The following is a 13,717-nucleotide window of genomic DNA, read 5'->3' on the forward strand; positions in this document are numbered from 1 at the left end:
CGTTTTGTAAACGGAGGGTAAAATTAGCCAAAGTTTTGCAGATTTCCAAAGAATAGACGTCACAAATTAAAAAATTATATGTCGATTTGGATTTTTTTTAAGCTCATTGGCGCATTGGCACTGCTGATGTTCGGTATGAAGGCAATGAGCGAGAGCCTGCAGAAAATGGCAGGTCCACAGCTGCGCCACGTCCTTGGTGCAATGACTACTAACCGCTTTACAGGAATCCTTACGGGAACGTTCATCACGGCCGCCGTGCAGTCGTCGACGGCGACAACGGTGATGACGGTCAGCTTCGTGAACGCCGGACTGCTGACGCTGGTACAGGCCATCTCGGTCATCATGGGTGCCAACATCGGCACGACACTGACGGCATGGATCATGTCGGCCGGCTTCTCGTTCAACATCACCGACTTTGTGTGGCCGGCCTTCTTTATCGGCATAGTCCTGATCTACTCCAAGAAACGCAAGCTCATCGGCGACTTCCTCTTCGGCGTCTCGTTCATGTTCCTCGGACTGGGAACACTGCGCCAGGCGGGCATCGACATGGACCTGGCACACAACCAGGCTGTGCTCGACTTCTTCAGCCAGTTCGATCCCAGAAGTTTCTTCACGACGATAGTGTTCCTGCTCATCGGCAGTATTCTGACAATGTGCGTGCAGAGTTCTGCCGCCATCATGGCCATCACGATGATTCTCTGTTCCACCGGCGTGCTGCCGATTTACCAGGGCATCGCACTGGTACTGGGCGAGAACATCGGTACGACGGTCACGTCGAACCTCGCTGCACTGACTGCCAACACACAGGCCCGGCGGGCGGCGATGGCGCACATGGTGTTCAACGTCTTCGGCGTCATCTGGGTGCTGTGCGTCTTCCATCCTTTCATCAACATGGTCTGCAGCTGGGTAGGCTACGATGTCGATATGCCGAAGACCGCCGCCGGCTTTGCCGCCAACGCCGCCAAGCTGAGCTTCGTACTGGCCGCCTTCCATACGACGTTCAATGTCACGAACACGCTCATCCTCGTCGGACCTATCAAGTACCTGGAGAAGCTCGTCTGCAAGATCATCAAGCCGAAGGCCAACAAAGACGAGGACGAATTCCGTCTGCACTTCATACAGGCGGGCATCATGAAGACCCCGGAGCTATCTGTGCTGGAGGCTTCCAAGGAGATAAAGTCGTTCGCCGAACGCATCCAGCGTATGTTCGGCATGGTACGCGAGCTTCTCGGCGAGCGCGATACGGAGAAGTTCAACAAGCTCTTCACGCGTATTGAGAAGTACGAGGGCATCTCGGACAACATGGAGATTGAGATTGCGAAGTACCTCGACCAGGTCTCCAACGCCCATCTGAGCGATGAGACGAAAGACAAGGTACGATCCATGCTCCGCGAGATTTCCGAACTGGAGAGCATCGGTGACGCCTGCTACAACATTGCCCGTACTGAGAGCCGGCGCATCCGCGGCAAGGAAGACTTCACTGAGGAGCAGTATGACCACATGCACCAGATGTTCGAACTGACGGATGATGCCCTGACACAGATGAACCGGATTCTTGTCGGTCACCGACAGGACAACGACGTGAACCGTTCGTTCAACATCGAGAACGAAATCAACAACTACCGCAACCAGCTGCGCTCGCAGAACATCAACGACGTCAACGACCACAAGTACACATACGCCATCGGCACGATGTACATGGACATCATCCAGGAGTGTGAGAAGCTGGGCGACTATGTCGTCAACGTCGTCGAGGCCCGTATGGGAGTACGCCAGCAGGAAGCATGAGCAAGCGACCGCACTTTATCTAAAGACACATCATGCAAGACAAAAGCCCTCGTTTTCCTTCAGGATGACGAGGGCTTTCTGTATATTCACGGACGGAACGGATGATATTCAGGTCTTTACAAGTCGAAAAAACAATTCACATGAAATGCAGGAATGCAGGCGACTGTCCCATTATCCATATAAAGTTTCCGGGCTCTCCCGCCCTGCCACCCCACGGCATGAAGGTGATGAGCGAAGCACGGAAGATGATGACTTCCTCGCAGCTGTGCCACCCTCCCGGTGCCGTGACGGCCTTCCTGGGCACAGACCTGACTACAAAGAGATGTTCCCGGCCGATCGGGAACCGTATTCCCAACGGTCGGGAATCTTGTTCCCAAGGCTTGGGAATCCTGTTCCCGGTGCTTGGGAATCCGATTCCCGGCCGACTGTGCATTTCCGTATCCGTGCGGCCTTTCCGACCGGTCGGGTTTTGTCCTGGGAACAGTACAGATTTATCCAGATTCCACAAAGACATCATTCTACATTAAAAGCAGATGTGTATTGCCGGACTGTTACCAGACTTTCTCTCATTGGTAAACAAACTTAAAAAACACGGATAATTTCCATATTTTACATAATTAACCTCTTAAAAGACGCTGATTCTGAAGATTTCTGATTAAATTTGCAGCTAAATTCAATTGTTAGTATCTGATGCGTAATAAGATATATTCCCTCGTAGCCCTGCTTACGGCTACGTTCGCAATGACTTCCTGCCTGAATGACAACGACGGGAACGATCGTGCAAGTTACAAGGACACAGCCATTACCAGCTTCTCCCTCGGACAGCTGAAGCAGGTGCGCGACACGGTTACGAAGGCCGGGAAAGACAGTACGTACAAGGCGAAATACGATGCGGGAAAGGTGAAGTTCTACATCGACCAGGCACAGGGACTGATCTACAACCCCGACTCGCTGCACTACGGTACGGACGCTGCCCATGTCCTGGCGAAGATCACGACGAAGAATGCCGGAACGGTTGCCATCCAGTCTGTCAAGGACGCATCGTTCTCTTATTACAGAAGCAACGACTCCATCGATTTCACACAGCCGCGTACCTTCCGTGTCTATGCGAACGGCGGCTATGCGTACCGTGAATACAAAATCTCAGTCAACGTACATAAGCAAAGGGGCAACGTCTTCAGCTGGAAGGCGATGCAGGACAACAGCGGCTTCGCCTCCTTCACGGCTATGAAGGCCGTCAGCACCGGCGACAGAATATTTGTGTTCGGTACGGACGGCACTCAGACCACAGGCTACGTCACGTCGAAAGCTGACGGAAACAGCTGGACAAAGCTGGGACGTTCCTTCACGGCCAGTGCCTACAAGAGCATCGCCGTACAGAACGGCAGCCTCTTCGTCATCGACAACGGAACGGTATACAGCTCGGCTGACGGCAACACATGGACAGCCGTTGCGACAGACAGCAGCCTGAAGCAGCTGGTGGCAGCATCGCCGGCAGAACTGTTCGCACTGACAGCTGCCGGCAGTCTTGCCGCTTCAAGGGACAAGGGCGTTACATGGAATGCCGAGACACTGGACAGCGACGCTTCGCTGCTTCCCGCCAGCCATACCAGTTATACCGTCTCTGACGCTTCGAACGACATCAACCGTGTGCTGCTCGTAGGCACGACCGCAGACGGAAAGAAGAACGTTTCCTGGACGAAACTGTCGTACCGCCAGGGAGCGAAATGGTCCTATGTCGAAAGCAATGCAGACAAATACCTGCTGCCGCTCTACGGCAACCTTACCGTCGTAGGCTACGACGATGCCGCTCTCGCCCTGGGCACAAAGGCCGGCGGGAGCTTCGGACCGATGCTGCTCTCACGCGACGGAGGCATCACCTGGAAAAGTGACGAGAGCTTTTCCTATCCCAAGGAAGCGCAGCCGGCGGCGACCTTTACCGCCGCAGCCGACAATGACGGATACATCTGGATTGTCAGCAGTACGAAAGTATGGCGCGGCAGACTCAACAGGGTAGGCTGGAAGCTGAACCTGGACCGCATGACAGAATAAAGAAGAATATGATGAAACGTACTGTCACCGGTCTGCTCTTTCTCCTCGCTGCTGTGTCCATGTGGGCGCAGTCGGATCCGGAATACAGGATGGAGGTGGGTGCCGGTGTGGGCATGATGGGCTATCTGGGCGATTTCAACAGCTCGCTGACAAAGGACCTGCAGCCCATGGGGACTGTACTTGCCCGATACAACCTCAGTCCGTACATGGGACTGAAGATGAACGTTTCATTCGGAAAGATGAAAGGGTCGTCGGCTGACGTAAAGACCTATTACCCCCGCTTTGCCTCTGCTCCTTATTCATTCAGCAATTCACTGGTCGATGTAGGCATCGCATACGAGTATAATTTCCTGCCCTACGGTACCGGCCGCGACTACCGGGGGGCACAGCGACTGTCGCCCTATGCGACGATAGGACTGGGAGCCACCTATGTCAACATAAAGAACGGCGACCGCAAGTCTGCCTTATCCGCCAGCCTCCCCATAGGCATAGGCGTGAAATACAAGATAGGCGACCGGACGAATGTCGGGCTGGAATGGGCCATGCACTTCTCGCTCAGCGACGAACTCGACGGGCAGAAAGACCCCTATGGAATCAAGAGCAGCGGACTGTTCAAGAACACCGACTGCTACTCAACGCTCCAGCTGACGCTCTCCTACAGCTTCATGGCAAAGTGCAGGACCTGTCATAACGAGGACGAGTAATAGAATATGGTAGAAGAATTGGACATGACACGAATACCCCGGCACATCGCCATCATCATGGACGGCAACGGCCGGTGGGCAACAGAACGCAACAAACCGCGCTCCTACGGACACCAGGCAGGAGTGGAGACCGTGCGCCGTATCACATCGGAATGCGTGCGGCTGGGCGTGAAGTACCTCACACTCTACACCTTCTCCACGGAGAACTGGAACCGTCCGACGGATGAAATCGCCGCACTGATGGGCCTCGTGCTGACCTCCCTGGAAGACGAGATCTTCATGAAGAACAACGTACGCTTCCGTGTCATCGGCGACCGGGAAAGGCTGCCGGAAGAAGTGCAGGAGAAACTTCGTGAGACCGAGCAGCACACGGAGAAGAACGCCGCCATGACGATGGTCGTAGCCCTGAGCTACAGCGCACGATGGGAGATAACACAGGCGATGAAGGAGATTGTCACGGAACATCAGCAGGAGAATGCCGTGCCGCTTCGTCCCGAAATGATAACCGAAGAGCTGCTGGACAGACATATGCAGACGAACTTCATGCCCGATCCCGACCTCCTGATCAGGACAGGCGGAGAGCTGCGTATCTCCAATTACCTGCTCTGGCAGATAGCCTATTCAGAACTTTACTTCTGTGATACTTACTGGCCCGACTTCAGCGAACACGACCTGCAGAAAGCCATCACGAGCTTCCAGAGCAGGCAGCGACGGTTCGGAAAGACAGAGAAACAAGTAGAAGAAAACGAAAACAAATAAGTTACGCGACAGATGACAAATATAAATAAGGTGTTGCTGCTCCTTGCCCTCTCCGGAATAACACTTGCGGCAGGCGCACAGGAGAAAATCGTAAACCCAGACATCACTTATTCCGGTACGCCTAAGACCTACAAACTCGCAGGACTGGCCGTTACCGGTATCGAGGGCTATGAGGATTATGTCCTCACAGGCATATCCGGGCTCAGCATTGGACAGGAGCTGGAGATACCGGGGACGGCTGTCACGGATGCCGTGAAACGCTACTGGAAGCATGGACTCTTCTCCGACGTTTCCATCACGGCAGACTCCATCGTGGGCGACAACATCTATCTGAAGATACATCTTGCACCACGGCCACGCATCTCCACCATCAACTACAACGGACTGAAGAAGACGGAACGAGAGGACATGGAGAAGAAGCTCGGACTGCTGAAGGGCGGACAGATCACGCCTAACATGATCGACCGGGCCAGGGTTCTCGCCAAGAAGTACTTTGATGAGAAAGGCTACAAGAACGCCGAAATCAATATCCGTCAGCGTGACGATGTCGCTGCCAAGAACCAGGTAATCCTGGATATTGACGTGGACAAGAAGGAGAAACTGAAGGTACACAAGATAATAATCGAAGGCGACAACCAGCTGGGCGACAAGAAAATCAAGGGTTCGCTGTTCACAAAGGGAGCATTCAGCAAGACGCATGAAGCCGGAAAACTGTCCAGCTTTCTGAAGTCGAAGAAGTTCACTCCCGAACGCTGGGCGGAAGACAAGAAGAAACTCATCACGAAGTACAACGAATATGGTTTCCGTGATGCGACCATCCTGAAGGACAGCGTATGGAACGTTGACCCGAAGCATGTCGACATCTATATCAAAGTGGATGAGGGCAAGAAGTATTACATCCGAAACATCACCTGGGTGGGCAATACGGTCTATTCGACCGATTACCTGTCCCGCCTGCTCGACATGAAGAAAGGGGACGTGTACAACCAGACCTACATGAACAAACGCCTTTCGCAAGATGAGGACGCTGTGGGCAACGCCTACTGGAACAACGGTTACCTCTTCTATAATCTCCAGCCGACGGAAGTCAACATTGTCGGCGACTCCATCGACCTTGAGATGCGCATCTATGAAGGTCAGCAGGCACACATCAACCGTGTGAAAATCAACGGCAACGACCGTCTCTATGAGAATGTCGTCCGCCGTGAGCTGCGTACAAAGCCGGGCGATCTCTTCTCAAAGGAGGCCCTCCAGCGTTCGGCACGTGAGCTGGCTTCAATGGGGCACTTCGACCCAGAGGCAATCAATCCAGTACCAGAGCCAAACTATGAGGACGGTACTGTTGACATCAACTATAACCTCAAGCAGAAGTCGAACGACCAGGTGGAGCTTTCGCTCGGCTGGGGTCAGACAGGTGTCATCGGCCGTGTCGGTCTGAAACTGACCAACTTCTCAATGGAAAACCTCTTCCGTAAGAACCGTGAGCATCGTGGTATCATGCCTATCGGAGACGGCGAGACCCTCTCGCTGGGCGCACAGACCAATGGTTCTTACTACCAGTCATACAATGCACAGTACTCCACCAACTGGTTGGGTGGTAAGCGTCCTATCCAATTCAGCTTGGGTATGTCGTATTCGAAGCAGACCGATGTATCTCCCAACTATTATAACAGTGGTTACCTGAACAATTATAACAACTATCGTTATGGGTATGGAAGTTATAATTACGCTAATTATGATAATTATAGGGATCCGAACAAGTACGTGAAACTCTTGAGTGTCTATGCTGGTTGGGGTAAACGCTTGAGCTGGCCTGATGACTATTTCACCTTGTCACTCCAGCTACAGTACCAGCGTTATATGCTGCGCAACTGGCGTTACTTCATCATGTCGAACGGTTCGGCGAACAACTTGAACCTCAACATCTCGCTCAACCGTACGTCAACCGACAACCAGCTCTTCCCGCGTCGTGGTTCGGACTTCACGGTGTCGCTGACCATCACTCCGCCCTGGTCGAAATGGGACGGAAAGGACTATGCTCATCTGGCAACCGACCGCAACTCGCCTACTTACTCACAGGAGCAGCAGGAGAAATACCGCTGGGTGGAGTACCACAAGTGGAAGTTCAAGGCACGTACCTTCACGGCGCTCACCAGCGGACAGAAGTGCTTTGTCCTCATGACGCGCGTCGAGCTCGGTCTGCTGGGCAGTTACAACAAGAACAAGAAGAGTCCGTTCGAGACCTATTATATGGGTGGAGACGGCATGAGCGGTTACTCCACAGGATATGCCGAAGAGACCATCGGTCTTCGTGGTTACGAGAACGGATCGCTCACTCCCTACGGTGCCGAGGGCTATGCCTACGACCGCCTCTCGCTCGAACTCCGTTATCCGTTCCTTCTCGGCAACACCACCATCTATGGGCTTGGGTTTGTCGAGGCCGGAAATGCGTGGACAGAGACAAGCAAGTTCAATCCGTTCGACATGAAACGTTCAGCCGGGCTGGGTGTCCGCATCTTCCTGCCGATGGTGGGCCTGATGGGCATCGACTGGGCTTACGGCTTCGACAAGGTGTTCGGAACAAAGGGCGGCAGCCAGTTCCACTTTATCCTCGGACAGGAGTTCTGATTGGTTTGAGGTTTGAGGTTTGAGATTTGAGGTTTGAGATTTGAGGTTTGGACTTTGAAGGAGGAATAACAATAATTATGAACTTTGGCTTTTAAGTAAACATAAAAAGAAAGATGAACAAGAAGAAGATATTGAAGACCGTATTGAGGTGTGTTTTACCTCTTTACCTTTTTTCCCTTTTACCTTTAACCGCTTCTGCACAGAAGTTTGCACTCATCGACATGGAGTATATCCTCAAGAATGTACCGGCTTACGAGCGTGCGAATGAACAGCTGAACCAGGTCAGCAAGAAATGGCAGGCGGAGGTTGAAGCACTCAATACAGAGGCATCCACGATGTACAAGAACTATCAGAACGAGGTTGTCTTCCTATCCCAGGACCAGAAGAAGAAACGGCAGGAGGCCATCATGGCCAAGGAAAAGCAGGCATCCGACCTCAAACGCAAGTACTTCGGTCCGGAAGGCGAGCTTTTCAAGAAGCGTACAAGCCTGATCACTCCCATCCAGGACGAGATTTACAATGCCGTCAAAGACATATCCGACCAGCGCGGCTACAGTCTTGTCATCGACCGTTCGAGCAATGCCACAGGAATCATCTACGGTTCGCCGAAAGTAGATATCAGCAATGAGGTGCTGCAGAAACTGGGCTATTCCTACCAGTAAAGGGTGGGAAAGACAGCAAGACTAGAAGAGACTAGGACAGCTGGAAAGGCTAGCCCTTTCAGATAACCAAGCAAAAGAACAACAAACAACTAAACAATAAAGAAGAAATGAAAAAGTTATTTTTGATGTTGATGCTCTGTGCGCCGATGACATTGTTCGCACAGAAGTTCGGTCACCTTGATTCACAGGCACTCCTCCAGTCGCTTCCAGAGGCTACAGCCGTCCAGAGCAAACTGGAAGCCAAAGGCAAGGAATACCAGAAGCAGCTGGAAGACATGCAGGCTGAACTGCAGCGTCAGGCACAGGCTTACGACAAGACAAAGAGCACGATGAATGCCACCAAACAGGCTGAGACAGAGAAGAACCTGCAGGATATGTACAACAAGATCCAGCAGACAGCACAGGACAACCAGAAGGCTTTCAACGAGGAGCAGCAGAAGCAGCTCGGTCCTGTTCTTGAGAAAGTACGCAATGCCATCGCAGCAGTTGCCAAGGCCGGAAACTATGTCTACATCATGGAGAAGGCCGCCGGCCAGCCTCTGTACATCAACGAGGCACTCAGCAAGGACGTTACCGCAGAGGTAAAGGCCCAGCTTGCCAAAATGAAGTAAAAACAGGTACGGGAGCCTTTGCCCCGTTGTCAGTTCTCCTTGCTTCAGCAGCTTGACAAGCCCCTGTGACAGGCAAGTCGTCCCGGTAAGTCCCGCCTTCGGGCGTTCATCATCACGGTGAGAGAAATTTATTTTCTTGAAGAGAAGAAAATATTTACGTGCAAAGAAATAGTTTCTTTCATGAAAAAAATATTTTTCTTCGTGAAAAGAATTCCGGGAAGACAGTCTACGAGGTTGGAAAAGACCTTTGCCTGCCGGCGGGCTGATGCTGTTTGAGAGGAGAAAAGGGTGAGGTCACCGCACGGATTTACGTTCTTGCGATGACCTCATTTTCTTACTTACACACAGAAGAGATAATAACAGACATGATGAAAAAGCCAATCCTTTCCTTCGTTTTCATGCTCTTGCCGCTTCTGGCAACAGCACAGCAGAACGTTCCCGCCTTCAAGTTCGCTTACTTCAGCTACGAAAAGGTGCTGCACTCCATGGCCGATTACGCCACGGCGACCCGCAGCCTGAATGAGCTGAAAGCTAAATATGATGCCGAGACCAAGCGTTCCGTAGACGATTTCAACAGCCGCTACGAGGACTTTCTCGACGTGCAACGCAAGCTGGAACCGTCCATCCTCCGCAAACGACAGGCAGAACTGGAGGAACTGATGGACCGCAACATCGCCTTCCGGAAAGAGTCGGAACGGCTGCTGAAAAAAGCTGAAAACGATATCTACGCCCCTGTCCGAAAAAAACTCGACACGACAGTCCGCCAGATGGGAAAGGAAAGCGGATATGCCTTCATCCTCAATACCGACAACAACGGCCTGCCTTACACCAACCCGGCAATAGGGGAGGACATCACCGATGCGCTGATTTCGGTACTGAAACAGTAAAGGGAAAAGACATGACAAAATATTCCCAACAGCCGGGACCCATCGGCGTATTCGATTCCGGCTACGGCGGTCTGACCATCCTGCACGGCATCCGCCAGCTCCTCCCGGAGTACGACTACGTTTATTTAGGCGACAATGCACGTGCGCCCTACGGCTCCCGGTCGTTCGACATCGTCTACCAGTTCACACGGCAGGCGGTGATGAAACTCTTCGGATTGGGCTGCCAGCTGGTCATCCTGGGCTGCAATACGGCCTCGGCCAAGGCACTCCGTACCATACAGCAGAACGACCTCCCTGCCCTCGACCCGGACCGCAGAGTGCTGGGGGTGATACGGCCGACGGCCGAAATCATCGGCAGACTCACCCGTTCGCGACACGTAGGACTGCTTGCAACAGAGGGCACCGTCAGGAGCAACAGCTACAACCTAGAGATCCGGAAGCTGTGGCCGGACATCAAGGTGACAGGCGTGCCGTGTCCGTTGTGGGTACCCATCATCGAGAACAACGAGGCCGACAGCCCCGGCGCTGACTATTTCGTGAAGAAACGCATCGACCATATCATGCGCATCGACCCGCAGATTGACAGTCTGATTCTCGGCTGTACGCATTATCCCATACTCATGCCGAAAATCCTGAAACACGTGCCTCGCGGCGTACGAATCATCCCACAGGGAGAATATGTCGCCGAGAGCCTGCGGGATTATTTACGCCGCCATCCTGACATGGATGCCCGTTGCACGAAGCAGTCGACAGTGAAATACCTCACGACCGAGAATCCGGAGAAATTCAAGGAGACCGCACGCATCTTCCTGCACGAGGCAGTCGATGTGGAACACATCGACCTGGAGTAAGGCTTGCAGAAAGCAATAAAAAAGGGTGTCAGTCCGTTAGATAAGAACAAAAAAATAAAGAATGAAGAAGTTTTCTATAGCATTGTCCCTTTCAGCCATGGCGTTGATGGCAGCCTGCTCAGATGATGATACATTCACGACATCGAGGAGTAACCTGCTCTCATTCCAGACCGATACACTGCGGCTTGACACCACTTTCTCGAACGTCCCCACATCGACAAAGACCTTCTGGGTGTACAACCGGTCGGGAGACGGACTGCGCCTGAACAGCGTCCGGCTCGAACAAGGCAACCAGACGGGCTTCCGGGTGAACGTGGACGGCGTAGAGCTGTCTGCTGCCAACGGTTATCAGGCCAACGGACTGGAGGTGCGCGACAAAGACAGCATCCGTGTCTTCGTAGAGATGACATCGCCCAGAAACAACGCTACCACGCCTCAGCTGCTGACAGACAACCTTGCATTCACACTCGAGAGCGGTGTACAGCAGAAAGTAAATCTCAGGATCTACAGCTGGGATGCAGAACTCATAAAGGGACGGAAAATCACGTCGAACACTACGCTGACCGGTACCAGACCCATCGTCTTCCAGGACACATTGAAAGTGGAGGCAGGGGCTACGCTGACCATTCCCGCAGGCATGACGGTCTATTTCTCCAACAAGGCTGTAATCGATGTGTACGGTACACTGCACTGCGAAGGGACGGCCGACAAACCCGTGACGCTCCGTGGCGACCGCCTGGACAAGCTGTTTCCCTATCTGCCGTACGACCGTGTGAGCGGTCAGTGGCACGGCATCCGCTTCCATAAGGACAGCTACGACAACAGCCTCACACATACGGACATCCATTCGGCCTACGACGGTATTCTCTGCGATACGGCGACGACGGAACGGACGAAGCTGACGCTTGCCAATTCCACTGTCCACAACTGTCAGGGCTACGGTCTGCAGGCGATAAACTGCAAGATAGAAGCTTACAACACGCAGTTCTCCAACACACTGAAAGACTGTGCGGCCTTCATCGGCGGCGATGTGACGCTGACACATTGCACGTTCGCCCAGTTCTATCCGTTCGACGGCAACCGCGGTGCGGCATTGAGCTTCGGCAATCACAGCAGCGGGAAAGACTATCCCCTGCAGGCCTTCAACGTCAGGAACTCCCTTGTAACGGGCTATTCAGACGATGTACTCATGGGTGGCAACAAGGAGAAGGTGACGGCCAATTACCAGTTCGACCACTGTATCCTCCGCACTCCGAAGCCAGACAAGCCCGCACTGCTTGCCCATTTCACGGATGTACTATGGGAGAGCAGCAAGGATTATCCTGGCGGTGGAGACAGACAGTTCGTGCTGGTAGACGGCAACAAACAGCATTACGATTTCCACTTGAAGAAGCCCGAGAAAGGAGAGAAGTTCCCGGCTGTCAATACCGCTGCTCCCCTCTCCGATCCCCGTTTCACGACGGACCATGACGGAAGACAGCGTGACGACAAGCCCGACATCGGCTGCTACGAGCTGGTTATCAATTAATCTCACAGCTTATTATAGCCTATCCCCGCTCGTTATCGCTTATTACCGCCTATCCCCGCCCAAAAACAATCAAATATGAAGACAATAGACATCAGCATCAAGATCGGCTTCTGCCAGCCGGAAGAACTGCCGGCAGCCGACCAGCACCTTATCCAGACAGCCATCCATGCCACGGCCAACAGCTATTCTCCCTACAGCCGTTTCCGTGTGGGAGCTGCGCTGTTCCTTGCCGATGGGACAGAAGTCATGGGTGCCAACCAGGAGAATGCCGCCTTCCCGTCAGGACTCTGCGCCGAGCGTTCAGCCATCTTTGCAGCCCAGTCCAACCATCCCGACCAGCCCATAACAACCATAGCCATTGCCGCAGCCAATGAATACGGACTGATGCGAAATCCGATCGTACCCTGTGGTGCCTGCCGGCAGGTTATTCTGGAAATCGAAGACCGATACAGACAGCCCGTTCGTATTCTCCTTTACGGTACGGCGGGTGTATATGTCATCAACACTGTCAAGGATCTTCTTCCTCTCCAGTTTGTCGGAGAGTCGATGAAGTAGGCAGCATACAGGGATAAGCAGCAGAAAGCATCTGAGCAAACTCACGGTTCTGTTTTCAACATTGTGTTTTTAACAGCCAGAAGGTACAAAGGATAAAAACTCCCAATGCCTGGGAACTACCGTCCCGACACCTGGGACACCTGTTCCCGACAGCTGGGAATAACTGTCCCGATGATTGGGACAATACAGAAAGTAAACCATCCTGAATTCCCAGCAAGCCTTTCCATCTATGAGAGTTCTGCCCTCAAACTCCCTCTCAATTCCCAAACAGTCGACAAAACATTTGTCCTGGCCTCTCATGACTCCATTAACTCCTTTAACCCCGCATAACTCCTTTAATTCCTAATAAAAATATGGATCATTTACCCAAAGACCCCGCAATTCTGCTGAGCAGCGTGAATATGCTGCTGCGCGACAAAGAGTTCGATTCACTGAAATCGCTCTGCTACAATTTCAATGAAGACCCCGAACACCTCAAGGATTATATGCTCAAGGCCGGATATGTGTACAGCGAAGAGCAGCATCAGTTCCGACCTGTCGGCTTCGACAAGAAGCAATGAGTTCCCATTGTCCTTGCCCGACCTCCCTTGAACGGCCTCGCAAAGACGCTTTCGGTCAGGCTGTACAAAGCCGTCCGCAACGAAAAGGAGAGCCTCCTTACAGTCCATGTGGCTGTCGGGAGGCTCTCCTTT

13 protein-coding genes are annotated in these 13,717 nt (G+C 52.8%); 12 read left to right on the plus strand and 1 reads right to left on the minus strand.

The window, feature by feature from the left end; genetic code table 11:
- The first annotated feature begins 78 nt into the window (after positions 1-78).
- Positions 79-1,788: a Na/Pi cotransporter family protein gene (locus DYH27_RS07870; protein ID WP_004354068.1), complete on the plus strand. Its 1,710-nt coding sequence runs from the start codon at positions 79-81 to the stop codon at positions 1,786-1,788.
- Between the two features lie 136 nt (positions 1,789-1,924).
- Here DYH27_RS07870 and DYH27_RS13285 read toward each other — a convergent pair whose 3' ends face one another.
- The gene (locus DYH27_RS13285; RefSeq protein ID WP_147287458.1) at positions 1,925-2,143 is read right to left on the minus strand and encodes a hypothetical protein; all 219 of its coding nucleotides are present in this window, start codon (positions 2,141-2,143) and stop codon (positions 1,925-1,927) included.
- A 335-nt stretch (positions 2,144-2,478) separates the two neighbouring features.
- On the opposite strand from DYH27_RS13285, the gene DYH27_RS07880 reads away from it, so the two are divergent.
- The 11 genes from DYH27_RS07880 to DYH27_RS07930 all read left to right on the plus strand — a co-directional run bounded on the left by DYH27_RS07880 (position 2,479) and on the right by DYH27_RS07930 (position 13,585).
- Positions 2,479-3,840, plus strand: coding sequence for a DUF6242 domain-containing protein (locus DYH27_RS07880; RefSeq protein ID WP_025067063.1), 1,362 nt, complete (start codon positions 2,479-2,481; stop codon positions 3,838-3,840).
- A gap of 11 nt (positions 3,841-3,851) precedes the next feature.
- Positions 3,852-4,544, plus strand: a complete 693-nt coding sequence (porG, locus tag DYH27_RS07885) for a type IX secretion system protein PorG (protein WP_025067062.1) — start codon at positions 3,852-3,854, stop codon at positions 4,542-4,544.
- A 6-nt stretch (positions 4,545-4,550) separates the two neighbouring features.
- Positions 4,551-5,303, plus strand: a complete 753-nt coding sequence (locus DYH27_RS07890) for an isoprenyl transferase (protein ID WP_004354129.1) — start codon at positions 4,551-4,553, stop codon at positions 5,301-5,303.
- 12 nt (positions 5,304-5,315) lie between these two features.
- On the plus strand, positions 5,316-7,931 hold the full coding sequence (locus DYH27_RS07895; protein WP_025067061.1) for a BamA/OMP85 family outer membrane protein: 2,616 nt from the start codon (positions 5,316-5,318) through the stop codon (positions 7,929-7,931).
- 113 nt (positions 7,932-8,044) lie between these two features.
- On the plus strand, positions 8,045-8,593 hold the full coding sequence (locus DYH27_RS07900; RefSeq protein WP_029216436.1) for an OmpH family outer membrane protein: 549 nt from the start codon (positions 8,045-8,047) through the stop codon (positions 8,591-8,593).
- Between the two features lie 107 nt (positions 8,594-8,700).
- Complete coding sequence (locus tag DYH27_RS07905; protein ID WP_004353940.1) at positions 8,701-9,204, plus strand: OmpH family outer membrane protein; 504 nt, start codon at positions 8,701-8,703, stop codon at positions 9,202-9,204.
- Between the two features lie 368 nt (positions 9,205-9,572).
- Entirely contained in the window at positions 9,573-10,091 is a 519-nt protein-coding gene (locus tag DYH27_RS07910; RefSeq protein ID WP_004354010.1) for an OmpH family outer membrane protein, read from the plus strand.
- An 11-nt stretch (positions 10,092-10,102) separates the two neighbouring features.
- Entirely contained in the window at positions 10,103-10,942 is an 840-nt protein-coding gene (gene murI / locus DYH27_RS07915; protein ID WP_025067060.1) for a glutamate racemase, read from the plus strand.
- Positions 10,943-11,003: 61 nt separating this feature from the next.
- Positions 11,004-12,470: a hypothetical protein gene (locus DYH27_RS07920; RefSeq protein WP_025067059.1), complete on the plus strand. Its 1,467-nt coding sequence runs from the start codon at positions 11,004-11,006 to the stop codon at positions 12,468-12,470.
- 75 nt (positions 12,471-12,545) lie between these two features.
- Positions 12,546-13,025 carry a cytidine deaminase gene (gene cdd, locus DYH27_RS07925; RefSeq protein WP_025067058.1) on the plus strand — a complete coding sequence of 160 codons (480 nt, stop codon included), beginning with the start codon at positions 12,546-12,548 and terminating at the stop codon, positions 13,023-13,025.
- A gap of 353 nt (positions 13,026-13,378) precedes the next feature.
- Positions 13,379-13,585 (plus strand): DUF4250 domain-containing protein, encoded by a 207-nt coding sequence (locus DYH27_RS07930; RefSeq protein ID WP_025067057.1) that lies wholly within the window; start codon positions 13,379-13,381, stop codon positions 13,583-13,585.
- Positions 13,586-13,717: the final 132 nt, after the last annotated feature.

This window comes from Prevotella denticola, assembly GCF_900454835.1.
Classification (GTDB): Bacteria; Bacteroidota; Bacteroidia; order Bacteroidales; family Bacteroidaceae; genus Prevotella; species Prevotella denticola.

What these genes read in the sequence shown, in the direction of transcription:
- DYH27_RS07900 (WP_029216436.1), top strand. Translation starts at nt 8,045, where the DNA reads ATGAACAAGAAGAAGATATTGAAGACCGTATTGAGGTGTGTTTTACCT.
- DYH27_RS07930 (WP_025067057.1), top strand. Translation starts at nt 13,379, where the DNA reads ATGGATCATTTACCCAAAGACCCCGCAATTCTGCTGAGCAGCGTGAAT.
- DYH27_RS07890 (WP_004354129.1), top strand. Translation starts at nt 4,551, where the DNA reads ATGGTAGAAGAATTGGACATGACACGAATACCCCGGCACATCGCCATC.
- DYH27_RS07880 (WP_025067063.1), top strand. Translation starts at nt 2,479, where the DNA reads ATGCGTAATAAGATATATTCCCTCGTAGCCCTGCTTACGGCTACGTTC.
- DYH27_RS07895 (WP_025067061.1), top strand. Translation starts at nt 5,316, where the DNA reads ATGACAAATATAAATAAGGTGTTGCTGCTCCTTGCCCTCTCCGGAATA.
- murI (WP_025067060.1), top strand. Translation starts at nt 10,103, where the DNA reads ATGACAAAATATTCCCAACAGCCGGGACCCATCGGCGTATTCGATTCC.
- DYH27_RS07905 (WP_004353940.1), top strand. Translation starts at nt 8,701, where the DNA reads ATGAAAAAGTTATTTTTGATGTTGATGCTCTGTGCGCCGATGACATTG.
- DYH27_RS07910 (WP_004354010.1), top strand. Translation starts at nt 9,573, where the DNA reads ATGAAAAAGCCAATCCTTTCCTTCGTTTTCATGCTCTTGCCGCTTCTG.
- DYH27_RS07920 (WP_025067059.1), top strand. Translation starts at nt 11,004, where the DNA reads ATGAAGAAGTTTTCTATAGCATTGTCCCTTTCAGCCATGGCGTTGATG.
- cdd (WP_025067058.1), top strand. Translation starts at nt 12,546, where the DNA reads ATGAAGACAATAGACATCAGCATCAAGATCGGCTTCTGCCAGCCGGAA.
- DYH27_RS07870 (WP_004354068.1), top strand. Translation starts at nt 79, where the DNA reads ATGTCGATTTGGATTTTTTTTAAGCTCATTGGCGCATTGGCACTGCTG.
- porG (WP_025067062.1), top strand. Translation starts at nt 3,852, where the DNA reads ATGAAACGTACTGTCACCGGTCTGCTCTTTCTCCTCGCTGCTGTGTCC.